Source organism: Pseudomonas sp. PICF141 (assembly GCF_002286815.1).
Taxonomy (GTDB): domain Bacteria; phylum Pseudomonadota; class Gammaproteobacteria; order Pseudomonadales; family Pseudomonadaceae; genus Aquipseudomonas.
In genome coordinates, this window is the sequence record NZ_MUNM01000026.1 from 37590 (window position 1) to 53398 (window position 15809).

Genomic DNA, 15809 nt, shown 5'->3' on the forward strand with positions numbered 1-15809 from the left:
TATCGCCATTTTGCAGGGAGCGCAAAAATGGAAATCATTGACCGTTGGCAAAACCTCTCTCTCAAGATGGCCTGGGGAGGAATGCCGCAATGAAGCTTTCCAATCATTACAAATGGACGGCCCTGGGCGCCATTGCGCTGACCCTTTTCAGTGTATTGATATTCTTGCTGATCAAATCCTATTCCCATGACACATCGACCTACTTCGAGTCGCGCGATTTCGTTCGCCAACTCAAGCAGTTCGATGCCAACTGGAACGTGAAAATTCTGAGAGCAAAAATCGGCATGAACAACAATCTGCTTCTGGTGGCGCATCCTGAAGCAGAGCAACGATGGCAGCAGCTCGACGACCTCAACGCTGCCGGCCCGCTTTCGAACCTTTGGCAATCGCGACGCCAGGGGTATCTGGATGCAGTGGAAAACAAAACCCGATTGGTCGAGCAATTCAAACAGCACAACACGGTATTGCGAACTTCACTGGATGCCCTGCCCGAACAGGAAGATGACATTCAGGCATTGCTGGACAAGAACAGCCACCAGGATGTGATCGCCGCCTCAAACGTATTCGATCTCACATTGGCAACCCTTGAGTACGCTCTTTATGTATCCCGTAACAAAGCCGACGAGATCGCCCGTCAACTGAACGAACTCAACGAATACATCGGTCAACTGCCCCTTGATCGGCGCCAGCCTTTTACCGCATTTGTCGAACATGTGAATGCCATTGTTCGAGAACAGCCCATCGTCAATGACCTGCTGGATCGCATCAGTGTGATTCCGGTCGCACAGCAACTGGACAGCATCAACGAGTTATTGAACGAGACACAACGGCGCGCCGGTGCGACATATCGCCAATATCATCTTTATCTGGGAATATGCGCCGGCATCATGGCGCTGCTGCTGTTGTATCTGGCCGGCCGCCTGATTCGCAGTTATGCCGTGATCAACAAGATGAACAACGAGTTACAGACGGCAAACGAGCGGTTGGAGCAACGCGTCGAGGAACGCACCCGCGAATTGCTCGAAGCCGAGCGCGAACTGGTCGATGCCGCACGAATGGCCGGCATGGCAGAGATCGCAACCAATGTGTTGCACAACGTTGGCAATGTACTGAACAGCGTTAACGTCTCCGCAGATTTGATTACCCGCAAATTGGCGGTCAGCAAAACCCTGGGCCTGGGTAAAGCAGTCAACATGATGAACGAGCATGCCGAAGACCTGGGGCAATTCATGACCTTCGATGAAAAAGGCAAACTGCTTCGCGGTTACCTCAATCAACTGGTCGACTCCATCGCGGCCGAGCAATCGAGCATCGTTGATGAACTGTCACAACTCACCAACAGCATCGATCACATCAAGGACATCGTGTCTACTCAACAGGCCTATGCCGGGGCCGCCAGGCTGGTTGAGCCGTTGAGCGTCGTCGATCTGTTCGAGGATGCGTTACGCATGAACTCCGGCGCGTTGAGTCGGCACCATGTCGTCGTCACCAAGGACTACCAGGACACGCCGACGATCATCGGCGACAAACACCGACTGCTGTTGATCCTGATCAACCTGATCAGCAATGCCAAATATGCGATGTCCAAGATCAGCGACCGTCAGCGCCATATGACGCTGGGCATCAAGATCGTCGATAACGTAACGCTGCGCCTCAGCGTGGAAGATCAGGGCGAAGGGATCGCCCCCGAGAACATGACCCGCATCTTCAATCACGGCTTCACCACGCGCAAGGAAGGCCACGGTTTTGGCCTGCACAGTTGTGCGCTCGCGGCGGTGGAGATGAACGGGCATCTTCGCGTCCATAGCGACGGACCGGGTCACGGAGCGGTTTTCACCCTGGAGATTCCGCTGGAGACTGCCGACGCATTGCCGGCAGCTGGAATGTCAGTCAGTTAAGCCACTTCAGCAGCGACGCACTCCTTGTAGCAGCTGGCGAAGCCTGCGTTCGGCTGCGCAGCAGTCGTAAACCCTGAATGCGCGGTGTGCCTGACGAACAGCAGTGCCCGATTTCACGACTGCTGCGCAGCCGAACGCAGGCTTCGCCAGCTGCTACAGATGCGTTATTCGCCAACGGGCCTACCTCACCAACGCCATCAACTGTTGACGCTGCGCATCCGTGAGCATCGGGCCAAAACCGGCACCAGCGTTTTCCGCCATGTAGCGCGGGTTGCTCGTGCCTGGAATGACACAGGTGACCGCCGGATGAGCCAACAGGAACTTGAGCGCCAATTGCGCCCAGCTATTGACCTCCACTTGCGCAGCCCACCCCGGCAGCGGTGTGCCTTTCAATCGAGTGAGCAAGCCACCGCCGCCAAACGGCCGATTACAGATCACCGCCACACCGCGTTCGCGACACAGCGGCAGGATGCGCTTCTCGACGCCGCGGTCGTCCAGGGCATAGTTGATCTGCAAAAAGTCCATCGGCTCGGCTTTCAACACGGCCTCCACTTCGTCATACGCCGACGCCGTGTAATGAGTGATGCCGATGTAACGGATGCGCCCTTCTTTCTTCCATTGGCGCAAGGTGGGCAGGTGGGTTTTCCAGTCCAGCAGGTTGTGAATCTGCATCAGGTCGATACGGTCGGTCTGCAACAGCTTGAACGACTGTTCCATCTGCGCGATGCCTTCTTCGCGACCACGGGTCCAGACCTTGGTGGCCAGAAACGCAGGCGAACGAGGCCGATGGATCGACAGCAATTCACCGGTCGTCTGCTCGGCGCGCCCATACATCGGTGAGCTGTCAATCACCGTGCCGCCCTTCTCGAACAATGCACTGAGCACCGCGGGCAGTTGCTTGTAAGCGGCGTCGGACGGCGCGACATCAAAGCCGCGATAGGTGCCCAACCCGACCATGGGTAACGGCTCGTTGCTGGAAGGAATGGCTCGGGTCAGCATGTTCTTGCCTCCTGTTTCCGTCGACGGCACCGATGCAGCAAAGGCCCGGTCGAAGGTGAAGACCGCCGAAACACCGGCAGCCAGCGTAAGTAGTCTTCTACGCGTGAAGACAGCAGGACCGGTCATGGAATTCCCCCTGGCTGTTCATTCATGCTCGCCCTTTGCTCCTGGCGTCTGGCCAGCCACAGACATAACCAGCCCCACAGCCCGGCGAATGGCACGATCACCACCGCCACCAGAGCAAACCCCGCGCCCAGCGCGGTCAACCCGGCGGAGAGCCAGCCACTGGCGGCATCACCGCCGCGATACACCAGGGTTTCGATCACATTCTTGGCCTTGTACTTTTCCTCGCGGCTCACCACCGTCCACAACACTTCTCGCGCCGGGCGCACGATGGCGAACTCCACGGCGCGGCGCAGCCCTTGCGCCAGCGCGACGGTTGCCGGCACGGGCGCCAGAGCCATGGCGCCAAACGCCACAATCGTCGCCAACGGCAACGCCAGCAACGCCCCGCCGATACCGACCAGGCGGATCAATGGCGCGGTCAGCAGCAGTTGAAACAGCAACGTCAGCGCCGACACGATCAAATCGACGACGGCGAAGAATTGCGTCCTGCTGGCCACATCAGCATAGCTGCCAGCGACGATCCTTCCCTGTTCGAAATACAGCAACGTCGCGGCACTGGTGTGCAACAACATGAACAGCACCAGCCCCATCAGATAGCGCGAGCGCAGGATCAGTGTGATTCCGGCCAACATGCTGCCGCCCATGCGCCGCTCATCCAGCCAGCGACTGCCAGACTGCGATGTGGTGCGCGACAACAGCGCCCGATAACAGCGCACCGCACATTCCAGCAGCATGGCCGCCGCAACGGTCAACGCCACCGGCCCCAAATGGGTGGCCATGGTCGCGGCCAGCAGCGGCCCGATGAACGTGCCCAGGGTGCCTCCCGCCGCGATAAAGCCGAACAGCCGTCGCCCTTGCTCGCTGGAGAAGCGGTCCACCAGCACGCTCCAGAAAATCGAAACGATGAACAGGTTGTAGATGCTGATCCAGACGAAAAACACCCGCCCAACGGTCACCGGCGCAATGCGCTGAGCGATCAGCACGCCAAACACCAGCATCGACAAGGCGATCAAGCGATAGATCAGCGGCACGAAACGCATGGCAGGCAGCCGCGAAACCAGCGCGCCGAACAGCGGCACCATCAGCAGCATCACCACGAAAGTGGCGGTGAACAACCACTGCAACTTGTCGGCACCGCCCTCCAGCCCCAAGGCATCGCGCAAAGGCCGCACCAGGTAATAACTGGCAAGCACGCAGAAATGGAAGGCGAAACCCAACACCAGAGCCGTTCGTTCGGACGGCAGAACCTTGACCCATTTCAGCGCGTCGGTGGCCGTCATGGGACGGCGCCCGAATACAAGCGTCGAATCTCGGACATCGGTGCGCTCCCATACCGCCACTATCGATGTACTACACTCTGACAGCGCTCAAGCGATAGCCGTCGTCAGGCCAGAGCAGTCCATGTCGTTCACTAAACTTAGCCGAATGTCGCGCCCCCTGATGTCCCTCTTCGCATTCGTTGTCGTTGCCTACCTGGTGCTCTGTGCCACGCTGTTCGTATTTCAGCGTGCCCTGATTTACTACCCGCAACCCCGCGCGATCGACGCGCCCGAAACGCTGCTGACGTTGCAGGTTGCCGATGCGCAAGTGCTGGTGACCGTCAGGCCGCATGACGGCCCGAAAGCGTTGATCTACTTTGGTGGCAATGCCGAGGACGTTTCCCGCAATCTGCCCGATTTTTCCCGGGCCTTTGCCGATCATGCGATCTATTTGCTGCATTACCGCGGCTACGGTGGCAGTTCCGGATCGCCCTCCGAAGAGGCGATTCAGCGCGATGCCATGACCTTGTTTGACTTTGTCTACAACACTCACCCCACTATCGCCGTAGTCGGGCGCAGCCTGGGTTCGGGCGTCGCCGTGCGCCTGGCCAGCCAACGCCCGGCCTCGCGGCTGATCCTGATCACGCCCTACAACAGCCTTGAAGACCTCGCCGCCCGCCAGTTCCGCGGGTTCCCGGTGAAGTGGCTGCTGCGGGACAGGTTCCAATCCTGGAAATACGCCGCTCACATCACCGTACCGACGCTGTTGATTGCCGCCGAGCACGACGAAGTCATACCGCGTTCAAGCACGGAGCGCCTTTACACACATTTCGCCCAAGGCGTGGCCACGCTGCAGGTGATACCGGGCACGGGCCACAATTCGATATCCGAAAGCCCGCTGTATCTCCAGCTGCTGGGTTCGGCGTTGTGAGTCAGGTATAGGCCAACAGTCGGCCGCACAGCACCACGGAGACCCATAAGCCTATCGAGAGCACTGCCTGTACTTTGGCGATTGCAGGTGCGGCGATGCGTGTGTTCCACCGGCCGACTGAACGGTAAACACCGACGTGAAAAAGGGCAGCGTTGAGGCCCGCCGTCGCGATCAGGCACAACTTTAAAATGAAAATATTGTTGGTGGCGAAATCATGGGGATGGGCCGTAAACATCATCAGACCGGCCGGTACGATCAACACGAGGGCAGCAACGGACCATCTCAGCAGATGGCGAGCCAGTGCTGTCACCGGGATATCTTTGGACAGGCCAAGCACCCGCAGATCGAACATGAACACCGAGCCGACCAGCACCACGAAGCCAAGGATATGAACGACCTCGACTATCGGGTAAAGCCATAACTCACTGCGCATGGCCAGCCCGAGTTGCGAGTCATCCAGCCAGTCCAGCCAGCTCGCCTGACCTGTCCCCAGGCGGGCACTTGTGGTGTCCATCAGCGCAACTCGGTGGTTTTATCGCCGACAGTGATGCGCTCTGCTCGCAGTTCATCGGGTTTGTTTCGATTCGGATAACCGACCACGGTCGCCGTCGTACCGACACTCAGCATGTCTTTGGACAGCCCGCGGTTCTCCATGCGCGAGGGTGGTGCCAGAACGATGGTCCACGTCTTGTCGGCTGTTCTGAGCCGCAAGAGCCCGTGAGGATGGGAATAACCGGACTCCTCGATGGTTCCGCTCAATTGCATGGACTTGCTGGAGTCGTACTCACTCCAGCCGTGATGAGCGAACGCCGCAGTGGCCACCAGTAGTGATGACAGTCCGATGCTTCTGAGCAAGACGTTCATGATGCGGTTCTCCTGTTTTATCTGGAGCTGCTGGGGCTACGACAACGGTGGTTGGCAGGTTTCTTCATTGGCGAGACGAAAGCGTAGGCTAATCGTCGGGAGCAAACACGTGACCTACATCGATCGCCCTCAAGCAGGCTCGACCACTGCTGCCAGCCGACGCATTCCCTGTAGCAGCTGGCGAAGCCTGCGTTCGGCTGCGAAGCAGTCGTAAAATCAGGCAACCGGTTCCTTCAGGTGGGACCGTGTACACCGATTGGCGAGGACTTCGTCCTCGAACGCAGCCTCGCGGGCTCGGCAGCTGCTACAGGACTGCTAATCACGGATAACTAAACCCCTTAACCAACGTCAACTCCCCCACCGCCCGCATCGGCACCAGGAACGTTTCCATCTTCTCGTTCGGCGTCCCCTCCTCCGTAATCACTGTGATATGCGCCGTGGTCAGGGCTTGCGCTGCCTCTTCCTGCCCCTGCTCATCACTGCGATACCCGCCACCGTAGTAGTTCACGTAGACCTGGTATTGGCCCTTGATCGGCGCCGGCATGGCAAAGATTTCCGGGCCGTAGCCGGTGGTGACGTCGACGTCGAGTGCGCCGCCATTGGCGGCGACGCGGTTGCCGTACCAGATGTGGCCGCCTTCAGGCGTGACGACATGCAGATCGAGGTCGGTGCCGTCGCTGTCCCAGGCCAGCAGCACTCGCAACTTGGCCGGGGTGGCGCCGCCGCTGGTGTTGAGGAATTGCGTGCGGTGGCGTTGTTGCCCATCGGGGCTACGGACTTCAACGCTGTTGCTGCCGTTGGGGAATGAGAACGGGCGATCGTAGCGGCCGGCGGGATCGATTTTCAGCGGCATGCTGACGCCGTTGACGATCAGCTTGCCGGGCTCATTGCCCTTGGGCGCAGACTTGATCTGACCGGTGATGCGAGCAGTATTGGCCTGTCCCACCGGTGTGTTGACTGAGGACGCCGGGTAATTAACCGTCTGACGAAAGCTTTCGCCTTCGCCTTGGGGTGCGCCGGTGCGCCAGCCGCCGATGGGTGTGTCGAGTTTGACCGCGCTATCGGCGGCGAACGGGGTCGGCCATACGCAAAAGGAACAAAGGAACAGGAGGACCTGTGGGTAACGGAGTTTCATGGCCTATTCCAGCAAGAGGTGGCGGGCGAGCCCTTCGATGTAGGTTTCATCCTGGCCGTTGGGGTGTGCTTCGAAGGCCAGGTGCAGGTATTCGTGGGTCAGGTCGAGGCGATCTTGCAGCGACAGCACGCCGCGCACGTAAATGCGCTGGCGTTCGCGGTCGACAAAAGGACGGCCAAAGGCCAGGCGGCAAACGGCAAAAGTGCTGACTTCGTTGTAGCCGACTTCACTTTCCAGCCGTAGACGCCAGCCGCGACGCTGCTTTTGCAACCAGTCTTGCGCAGCGGGAAGCGCTTCGCAGGAGGCGACGGGGTTATCCCAGCGGCTGAGGCTGGCGCGTGGGTATGCGTGCAGCAGAATGGCGTCGTAGCGTTGACCGGCGTTGGCCTGCTCGACGGCTTGCTGCCAGGAGAGCTTGTCCGGCCCCGGTTGGTCGGAGTGATAAGTGATGTTGCTGCCGGCGAGGACCAGATCGCTGGTCCACGCCGCGATGTTGCGCGACTCGGTGGCGGCCGGGCGTGGGGCGACGCGCTGTCGGCTGCTGCTGTCATCGATGCTCAAGCAAGCGCCGTTGCGCGTGGCGTTTTGCAGCAGGTAGGTGCGGATCGCGACGCTCAGGGCTTTGGCGGCTTCGGCAGGTTCCGGTCTGGCTTCGCGCTGCAGGACGCGGGCGACGTATTCTTCGCGGTCCAGGCGGGCGACGAGTTTGTCGTTGAGCAGGAACAACTCGCCGTCGCTATGGATATCGAGTTGATTGCCGTTGGCGAACTCGACGCGATAGTCGCCTTGCAAAGGCCCGGGCGCCAACACGCGATCTCCCGACAGCACGCGTTTGAGCGGATACCGCGCAAACAAACCGACCTCGACGCACTTCCCTACCTCGGCGGGCCAGGACGAAGGCAGTACCGTCGCCAGTGCCTGACCGTAATTGCGCAAGACCATTTGACTGGTGCCGCGCCCACCGGCCCAGATTGGCGTACCGTCCGCTGTCCAGCCTGCGAACCCGCCCTGGCGTGATGAAGGGTCTTGATCCCCCAGCCAACTCCAGGTTTTCACCCGTAACCGACCCCCAAGTTCGCCCACGACATTGCCGTCAGCCGCATTCAACACCACATCGAGCAACACCCGCCGCGCCTGATCCTGCGCCGGCATCACGGCCAAGGCCTTCAGCAGCTCACCCACCGAAACCCGGGTCTGCGGTTGCAACGACGGCAGGTCCAGCAACCACTCTGGCGCTTGTCTCGCCTGCCAATACTCGCGCCACTCAGCACCGGCAATGCCCAGGCGCGCGGGCTCGAAATACAACCCGCAAGACTTCACCAACGCCTGATCACGCTCAATCCTGCCGCCCGCCGTGCAGCAATAAACCTCTTCCTTCGATTGCCCGCGACACTCATAAGCCGGTTCACGCGCGCCGGTGTCCACCAGCCAGCCGTAGACAAACAGCTTCCACAAGCTGCCCAGCGGCGTCTGCAGATCAGCAGGCAATGGCTCGCGCGCGATCACCTGAGTGCGGTTCAACGACAGCAGTTCATCCTTGAAGCCCAGGCGCAACGCTTCGTCCTGCGCGGTCGCCAGCGCAGGGAGCAAACACAACAACCACCAGACCAGACGCCGGGTCATGTCAGTGGACCGTGACCTGACCGAGTGCCGGTTTCTGTTCCTGAGCCTGATTCTGCGGTGCGTAAACCTGAGTGAAGCGCACCGGCGGCAAGTTGAACTGACCTTTTTGCGAGAAGCGCACCAGATGACGCAGGCGCAATTCACCGCTCAAGGCATCCACCGGAATCGCGTAAGCCATTTGCCCCGGTTCGAAGCGGGCCTTCTCCAGGGCGGTCGGCTCGGTGCCGGCCTTGCCCATCAGCTTGATGCCCCAGGTGGTGCGCTCGACGTCCGCGCCCGGAGGCAGCGGCACTTCGAGCATGCCGTAGCGCAGCGGTTTTGCAGCTTTACTGGTGATGATCACTTCATCCAGGTACAGGCTATCGCTGGACAACGGTTTGCTGCCGACGGCTTCGAGTTTGAATTCGAACGCTTCGTCACCTGGCACCAGACGCGACAGACGACGGGTGATGGTCACGGCCATCGGGCTTACTGGCGGTTGCTGGGTCCGATAGCTCAGCGCGGCGCGAAGCGGGCGCTCTTGCTCCCCGGTCAGCGACAACACTGCGGGCACGGGCGCAGGACCCTGCCACGTCCAGTACATCTCACCGGTGTCACCGTAGTTTTTCTTCCAGCCTTCGCCCGGTGCCAGTGCGATGGTGGGTGAAGCCTGCTCGATGCTGCGTTGCAGCCAGGTCAGCGCCAAGGCGCGTTCCAGGGTCGATTGCTGCGGCAACAGGCGTTGCAACAACGCTTGCGCGTGAGCCTGATCGAAGGCTTGCAGCGACAGGTTCAAGGCTTCGACAAACGGCTGGGAACTGGCAGCGACCTGTTGCTGCGCTGCCGCCAGTTGACCATTGAAAGCCTGCGGCAGAATGACCTTGGCCTGGTACGCCAACGATGCGGCCAGTACCCGAGCGCTGGCCAGCCCCAATGCCGAATCCGGATCGCTCATGACCAGGCTCTCTTCGCCGTCGTCCATCACGCTCGCCCCATGACCTTCGCCGGCTTTCACCAGGTCATCGATCAAACCGCTGAGCAGTGTGTTCACCGGCAATTGCATCTGTCTGGCAAACGACAGAATCAACGCCCGCTGCAACAACGGCGTGTTCTTCGACTGCTTCGCGTACACGTCCAACACCCGCTGCCAATGCTCCGGCGGCAGGCTCAGTTCCAACGCTTTGCTGGCGTGCCAGTCGGCGTAATAGGCGTACGCGGTGAGGAACGCATCCGGCTCACCGTCATAGCCCCACCAGGTGAAGCTCGCCGACGGGCCGGCCATTTGCACCAGCCGCAGGCGGCTGTTCTGCATGATCAAACGCAAGCGATCGCGGATCTGCGGGTTCGACGACAAGGTCGGATAAGCGATGCTCAACGGCAGCAAACGACTGGCGGTTTGCTCGACGCCGCCGTACGGATAACTCAGCAAATCATCGAGGGCCGAACGGAACAGCGCTTGCGGGCTGTCGTCCAGACGCAGGCGAATATCCGTGGCGTCTGCGGGCAAGGTCAACGGCGTATCACCGCTGGCCACGTCCAGGCTTTGGCTTTGAGTCACCTGCCAGCCTTCGCCGGTCGCGCTCAGGCGCACGGCCAGGGCATCAGCGGTTTTGCCCTCCTGCACCAACTCGGCGGTCCATTCGCCATTGGCCACTGTGAACGCCGGCAAGGCGATGTAGTTGATGCCGTTGTTCAAGGTCACCGGCACACGCTGTTCTGCACCGCCGTAATGAATCACCAACTCGGCCTTGACCGGTTTATCGGCCTGACTGAAAGCGAACACACCGAGGTCCGGTTTGTCGCTATTGCGGAATCTGGTCGGCCCGCTCCACTTCAGGTACAGCGGTTTTTCCGAGCGCACGAATTGCTTTTTCTGCCCGACCTGGCCGTCATCGGCAATGGCGCGGGCGGTGATGCGCCAGCGGGTCAGCGAGTCCGGCATTTTGAAGGTGAAGCGGGTTTTGCCATTCGCATCGGTGATCAATTCCGGCTGCCACGCGGCGGTGTCGACGTCTTCACGACGTGGCCGCTCCAGCACTTTCACCCCGCGTTCACTGCGGTTGGCTTTGCCCGGCGCGCCTGGGCTGCCCGGCAATGCTACGTCGTAGCTGATGAACGACAAGCTGGCGCTGGTGCGTACGTTGTTGCGGCGCGGGTGATAGAAGAACTGGTCAATGGTCGGCGCGACTTCCGGTTGCAGGGCGTAGACCATTTCATCGACCACACTGACCGTCAGGTGCGCCGGAATCGGCCTGCCGGCGAACTGCGTGGTCAGGTCAACCGACACGGTATCACCGGGCTGATACGCCTCTTTGTCGGTGGTGATGGCCACGTCGATTTGCGGCGCGACAACCTTGATCCCGGCGTTCTGGAAGCTGTACTGACCACCCTTGGTGTAGAGCACGGAGAAGGTCAGGTTCGGCGCAAAATTGTCCTTCACCAGGATGCGCGCACGGTATTGGGTGTCGCTGAGTTTTTCCATCGTCAACCAGTCGCTGCCCTTGGACAGCAACGCCGTGGCCTCGACCTTGTCGCGTTCCAGCGACAACAGCGCATCGATGATCGGCTCGGGGAAAGTGATCAACGCGAGGGCTTCATCGCCGGCTTTGTACTCGGGTTTATCGAGGACGATTTCCACGGTGCCCGGCACGGCTTTGACGCCTTCGCCAGTGACCGAATGACCGGTTGCGCCAAGCACGCGGCCGTGATCATCTTTCAGCGTCAGGTTGTAAGTGCCCGGACGATCGAAGGCCAGGGTGAAGCCTTTATCTTGGGCGGTGAGTTTACCTTCGCCAGTGGTCTGATCTTCCAGTCGCACCCAGCTGTAGCTGCTCGGGTTGACCGCTTTGCTCTGCTCGCTGCCCCCTTCGTTGGCATAGCTGAAGGCAACCTGGCCGCCCACCGCGCTGAACCGCTGCGGCGCGCTCAAGCGGAAACTCGCAGCACCGCGATCGATGAGGATTTCCTTGGTGGTCTTGACCCGATACGCCGCGCCATCGCTGGCGAACACGGTGAGCATGTAGCGGCTCGGTTTCTCGGCGGCGGGCAGATCGAGGCTGGCGTTGCCCTTGGAATCGGTGGTCAGTTCGGCGCTGGTCAACTCCACCGGGAATTGCCCCAGGTATTGCAGCTCGTTATCGACCATCGACAGTTGCTGGGCGCGCAGGCTCAGGCTCAACTTGGCATTGGCCACCGGTTTGCCGTCTGGGTACAGCAACACCAGATTGCCCTTCACCGGTTCGCCGGTGCGGTAATCCTGCTTGGCCAGATTCAGGGAAATCTCGAAATGCGGCTTGATGTATTCAGCGACACGGAAAGCGCTGCTATAGGCCTGATCCTTGTAGCTGAAACGCAGTTCATAACCGCCCGCCACGGCGTTGTCCGGCAACTGGAAACGGCCTTGGGTACCGACCTTGGAATCGAGCTTCAGTGCCAGCGATTGCAGCGCCGTGCCCGTGGCATCGAGCACGGTGACGTTGACGTCGGCAGCGCTCGGCGCCACGGAATCCCGCGCGTTCTTGAACTCGCGACCCACGATTTTCAGCGACACCCAATCCCCCGGCCGATACAGCGGCCGGTCGGTGAATGCATAAAGTTTGGTGTCGTAGATTTCGCTGTCGTAATAGAAGTTCTCGGAGACGAACACCCCGCCCTCTTCGTCTTCGCCAATCACGAACGAGCGCTCGGGGCTGACGTGTTTCAGACGCAGCAAACCATCGGCGTCAGTCGCGCCACTGCTCATCACGCCCAGGCCATCGGTCCACAGCACATTGACCTTGGGCACCGAACTGCCTTCGTGTTTGCGCGCGGCCCATACCAGCAGTTCATCGCCGGCAATCTTGCTCACGGCCACAGTGTTGGAAACGAAAACCATGGTGGTCGCGCGGTACTTGCCGATCAGCGCTTCCACCAGATACAGACCCGGCTTCAGGTTGCCCAACGGGATGTACACGTTGCCCGGCGAGACGCTGACGAACTGGCTGGAAGAACCGGCCAGGTTTACGCCTTTGGGCGGCTGGATCGGTTTGGCTTGCCACAGCGGATAACGGAATTGACTGACCACCGGCAGGCCCGGAATCAAGGCGAATTGCGGCTGTGCGTCGTAAGGCGTTGGCGCGGCGATGGCGGTGCCCATCTTCAGTTCCGGCACTTCTTCGGTGACTTGTTTGCGCGACTCATAGGAAAACGCCCGCTGCATCACCCGACGGGATTTGCGGTACCAGTTGTCCCACAGGTACGCCAGGGTATTCGACAAGCCTTCGCCCTTGAACTGGCCATCGCTGACCACGCGGTGCAGGTTCTTCTGGCGCTTGAGGAAATCCAGCGGCTTGTCGATGCGGTACACACGAATGTCGGCGCCGCCGTAAGGCTCCATGCGGAACCGGCGGTAATCACGGCCCGGCGCTTCGAGGCGAACCATTGCCTGTTCGTCACTGGCGAAACTGCTGTCGGCTAGCAGGAAAAAACTTTCACCGGCCACCGGCGTATAGCCGCTTGGCTCGACGGTGTCTTCGGCGTTGACCGTTGCCAAAGGCGCCAAAAGGGCCAGCAGCAATAGAATTGGAGAGCAAATGCGCAGCATGCGGGCACCGGTCATTGGGAGAGGAAGTTGAGTCGATAGACGCCGATGAAGTTGGGGTTGGCTGCGTCGGGTATCCATCGGGTGTCCTTCCATGTCATGAGTTGTTGCAGGCTTGCGGAGCGCATGCCGTTGTCAGTGGGGGTGGTGGTGCCGGTGTGATAGGCGATGAAGCGGCCTATCCAGATCATCAGGTGCTGGTCGTCGCCCTGATCGAAAAACATCAAGTCGCCGGGCCGGGCCTGGGCCAGATCGCGCCCCACCAGATGACTGTTGAACTGAATCAGTTTGATCGCGTTGACGTACGGCCCGACCTTGCCGCCGCCCTGCTGCCATTGCTGGGCGAGGCTGCGTTGGGCATCGCTCAGCTGCAGTTCCGGCGGCAGGTAGCGGTTGGACAGGCCATTGCTGCGCAGCCATTTGTCGTCATGGACTTTGAGCGCTTCGTTGGCGGCAAACCGTACCAGCCCGGCGCAGTCCTGCTGATACCAGCGCGGGCTCGGGCCTTGGGTCAGTTGTTCCTGGGCGATACGCACGAACCAGGCGCGAAATACCTGGGATTGCTGCGGGTCGAGCGCGGCGGCTTCGCTGGCAAAGGTGCGAGTCCCCAGCAACAACGCCAGCAGGCCGAGGCCTCGGATAAGTGCTGTCACAGGGCTTTCCACTCCAGCGGCAACCATTGCCAGTGGCCGTCGGGCTCGCTGCCTTCAGGCAAGGTCAGGGCATATTTGCCATAGCCGCCGAGGGTGCGCAGTTTCGGGATCAGGTAGGTTTGCGCGGCGTTGTAGAACACCGGCTCCATGTCTTGCGGCAGGCTGTCGAGGGTTTCCTGTTGCATCAGTTGCGCCATGGAGTCCGGGCCGAAATAGATCGGCATCAGCAGGTCTTTCGGCACGACGTCAGCCATGGGCGGGAAGCGTTTATCAAGTGTGCCGAGGGCTTTGTCGACCAGTTTGTCGTCCAGGGAGAACAGCAGCGTCGAACCGTGGCGCGCCAGGCTGACGCGCATAAAGGCTTTGCCAGTGATCGCGTCGGGTTGCTCGGCATCCTTGGCCTTGTAGGGACCGAAGTTGGAGCTGACCTGGCGCTGCCACTGATGGGTCTGGCCTTCCTGTTTCTCGATCACCGGGAACGCATGCTCGGCGACATTGCCTTCGTAGGCGCCGACCATCGAGCTGAACAGGTTGCCCAGGTCGCCGTCGAGTTTGGCGCTGTCATCGTCGTTCAGGCTGGCCACCAGCAGCGGCGTGTACAGCCGCGAATCGGCGTACCAGCACAAGCCAGCGGCACCCGCCATGTGTTCGGTCAGGGCCTGGGCCACAGCGTCGTCGGCACCGAGTTTCACCAGCAGCGGTTTCTGTTGTTCGGCGGCCAGCGGCAAGGTCACGCAAGCACTGGCGCCCATCGGCATGGCCTGCCAGATCGGTTTGAAGTCGAAGTCGGGCTGGTTCTCCAGTTCGTCCATGGCGAGGAAGCTGTGCCAGCCTTTGTCGTCCATGTCGAAACGCAGGCCGGCGAAGTTCGGGATAAAGCGCTGGTAACCCATGGCCAGAACGCTGGAATTGACCGAGAGGCGTTGTTTGACCTCAGGCGCGCGGGGTTGCAGGCCGAAGGCTTCAGGGAACAGTTTCTGGCCGCCGAGCAGTGCTTCCAGCGATTCGGTCGAGACCATGCCGGGTTCGTCGACTGGACCGTGGCCGGTGTCATAAAGCTTGGCCGGGTTGGACAGCACCACCAGTTTGTCGCCATGTGAGGCAAACAGCAGCGCTTTGCTGTTGTTGTAGGAGAGTTGATAAAGCGGCACCACATCGCCGGCGACTTTGATTTCAGCCAGCTTGCTCAGCTGCGTATCATCCAGCGCCACTTTCGCCAGCGGCTCCAGCACCTTGGCCAGCCCGCCGCGATCCATCACCAACAGAAAATCCTTGAGACGCCCATCCGCCCCGCGCCACAGCGCCACGTCCGCCGGTTGATCGAACAGCTGCTCGATCAGGCTGTCCTGCCATTTCAGGTCATGCTCGTAAATGATCCGCCGCAGACTGCCGATCAAACCGAGGCGGTCGGCGTGGGCCTGGTAATAGAAGACGAAATCTTCGGTCAGGGTTTCCTTGAGAAACGGCACCGCCAGCAGATCCTTGGGCAACTGGCTCAAGGAGTGGGTTTCGAGCAAACCATCCGGTCGGCTCATGCCCAGTTTGTCACTGGCCAGTTCCGCGGGCGGAGCCTTGGGTTTGTTCAGGAACCACCCCAAACCGCCCGCCACGCCGGCCACCAGACACAGCCCGATGACCAGCGCCGGCCAGCGACGGGAAGTGTTGGCGGCAGGTGCGTCGGCGGCCGGGGGAACGGCTGGTGAAATCGTGTTATCGCTCATGTTCACGCTCATGTTTACAAAGCACAATTCATCCGTGGTGCG

At 60.5% G+C, this 15809-nt stretch carries 11 protein-coding genes; 2 read left to right on the plus strand and 9 right to left on the minus strand.

All coding sequences use genetic code 11. The annotated features are described in order from the left end of the window. Positions 1-89: 89 nt before the first annotated feature. Entirely contained in the window at positions 90-1898 is a 1809-nt protein-coding gene (locus tag BZL43_RS05105) for a DAHL domain-containing protein (protein ID WP_095631299.1), read from the plus strand. A gap of 180 nt (positions 1899-2078) precedes the next feature. Here the strand turns inward: BZL43_RS05105 and BZL43_RS05110 are convergent, their stop codons facing one another. Both BZL43_RS05110 and BZL43_RS05115 read right to left on the minus strand, forming a co-directional pair. Further along, positions 2079-2897 (minus strand): aldo/keto reductase, encoded by an 819-nt coding sequence (locus BZL43_RS05110; RefSeq protein ID WP_095631300.1) that lies wholly within the window; start codon positions 2895-2897, stop codon positions 2079-2081. 122 nt (positions 2898-3019) lie between these two features. Next, a complete protein-coding gene (locus BZL43_RS05115) occupies positions 3020-4303 on the minus strand; it encodes an NTP/NDP exchange transporter (protein ID WP_095631301.1) in 1284 nt (427 codons plus the stop codon). A 121-nt stretch (positions 4304-4424) separates the two neighbouring features. On the opposite strand from BZL43_RS05115, the gene BZL43_RS05120 reads away from it, so the two are divergent. Further along, positions 4425-5213, plus strand: coding sequence for an alpha/beta hydrolase (locus BZL43_RS05120; RefSeq protein WP_095631302.1), 789 nt, complete (start codon positions 4425-4427; stop codon positions 5211-5213). Position 5214: 1 nt separating this feature from the next. Here the strand turns inward: BZL43_RS05120 and BZL43_RS05125 are convergent, their stop codons facing one another. From BZL43_RS05125 to BZL43_RS05155, 7 genes are all read right to left on the minus strand, one after another. Further along, positions 5215-5727, minus strand: a complete 513-nt coding sequence (locus BZL43_RS05125) for a DUF6644 family protein (RefSeq protein WP_095631303.1) — start codon at positions 5725-5727, stop codon at positions 5215-5217. Beyond that, positions 5727-6077 carry a DUF6152 family protein gene (locus BZL43_RS05130; RefSeq protein ID WP_095631304.1) on the minus strand — a complete coding sequence of 117 codons (351 nt, stop codon included), beginning with the start codon at positions 6075-6077 and terminating at the stop codon, positions 5727-5729. Before BZL43_RS05130 ends, BZL43_RS05125 begins: the two co-directional genes overlap by 1 nt. Before the next feature lie 319 nt (positions 6078-6396). Continuing rightward, complete coding sequence (locus BZL43_RS05135) at positions 6397-7212, minus strand: YfaP family protein (RefSeq protein WP_095631305.1); 816 nt, start codon at positions 7210-7212, stop codon at positions 6397-6399. A 3-nt stretch (positions 7213-7215) separates the two neighbouring features. Continuing rightward, positions 7216-8835: a DUF2300 domain-containing protein gene (locus tag BZL43_RS05140; RefSeq protein WP_095631306.1), complete on the minus strand. Its 1620-nt coding sequence runs from the start codon at positions 8833-8835 to the stop codon at positions 7216-7218. 1 nt (position 8836) lies between these two features. Next, a complete protein-coding gene (locus BZL43_RS05145; RefSeq protein ID WP_095631307.1) occupies positions 8837-13411 on the minus strand; it encodes an alpha-2-macroglobulin in 4575 nt (1524 codons plus the stop codon). Beyond that, positions 13408-14073 (minus strand): DUF1175 domain-containing protein, encoded by a 666-nt coding sequence (locus BZL43_RS05150; RefSeq protein WP_371916201.1) that lies wholly within the window; start codon positions 14071-14073, stop codon positions 13408-13410. The genes BZL43_RS05145 and BZL43_RS05150 overlap by 4 nt, the downstream gene beginning before the upstream one ends. Continuing rightward, the gene (locus tag BZL43_RS05155) at positions 14043-15767 is read right to left on the minus strand and encodes a DUF2138 domain-containing protein (RefSeq protein WP_095631309.1); all 1725 of its coding nucleotides are present in this window, start codon (positions 15765-15767) and stop codon (positions 14043-14045) included. Before BZL43_RS05155 ends, BZL43_RS05150 begins: the two co-directional genes overlap by 31 nt. Positions 15768-15809 lie beyond the last annotated feature (42 nt).

Excerpts from the sequence above, each read along its gene's own strand:
- BZL43_RS05145 (WP_095631307.1), bottom strand. The coding sequence starts at position 13,411 with ATGACCGGTGCCCGCATGCTGCGCATTTGCTCTCCAATTCTATTGCTG.
- BZL43_RS05155 (WP_095631309.1), bottom strand. The coding sequence starts at position 15,767 with ATGAGCGATAACACGATTTCACCAGCCGTTCCCCCGGCCGCCGACGCA.
- BZL43_RS05140 (WP_095631306.1), bottom strand. The coding sequence starts at position 8,835 with ATGACCCGGCGTCTGGTCTGGTGGTTGTTGTGTTTGCTCCCTGCGCTG.
- BZL43_RS05130 (WP_095631304.1), bottom strand. The coding sequence starts at position 6,077 with ATGAACGTCTTGCTCAGAAGCATCGGACTGTCATCACTACTGGTGGCC.
- BZL43_RS05150 (WP_371916201.1), bottom strand. The coding sequence starts at position 14,073 with ATGGTTGCCGCTGGAGTGGAAAGCCCTGTGACAGCACTTATCCGAGGC.
- BZL43_RS05135 (WP_095631305.1), bottom strand. The coding sequence starts at position 7,212 with ATGAAACTCCGTTACCCACAGGTCCTCCTGTTCCTTTGTTCCTTTTGC.
- BZL43_RS05105 (WP_095631299.1), top strand. The coding sequence starts at position 90 with ATGAAGCTTTCCAATCATTACAAATGGACGGCCCTGGGCGCCATTGCG.
- BZL43_RS05125 (WP_095631303.1), bottom strand. The coding sequence starts at position 5,727 with ATGGACACCACAAGTGCCCGCCTGGGGACAGGTCAGGCGAGCTGGCTG.
- BZL43_RS05120 (WP_095631302.1), top strand. The coding sequence starts at position 4,425 with ATGTCGTTCACTAAACTTAGCCGAATGTCGCGCCCCCTGATGTCCCTC.
- BZL43_RS05115 (WP_095631301.1), bottom strand. The coding sequence starts at position 4,303 with ATGACGGCCACCGACGCGCTGAAATGGGTCAAGGTTCTGCCGTCCGAA.
- BZL43_RS05110 (WP_095631300.1), bottom strand. The coding sequence starts at position 2,897 with ATGCTGACCCGAGCCATTCCTTCCAGCAACGAGCCGTTACCCATGGTC.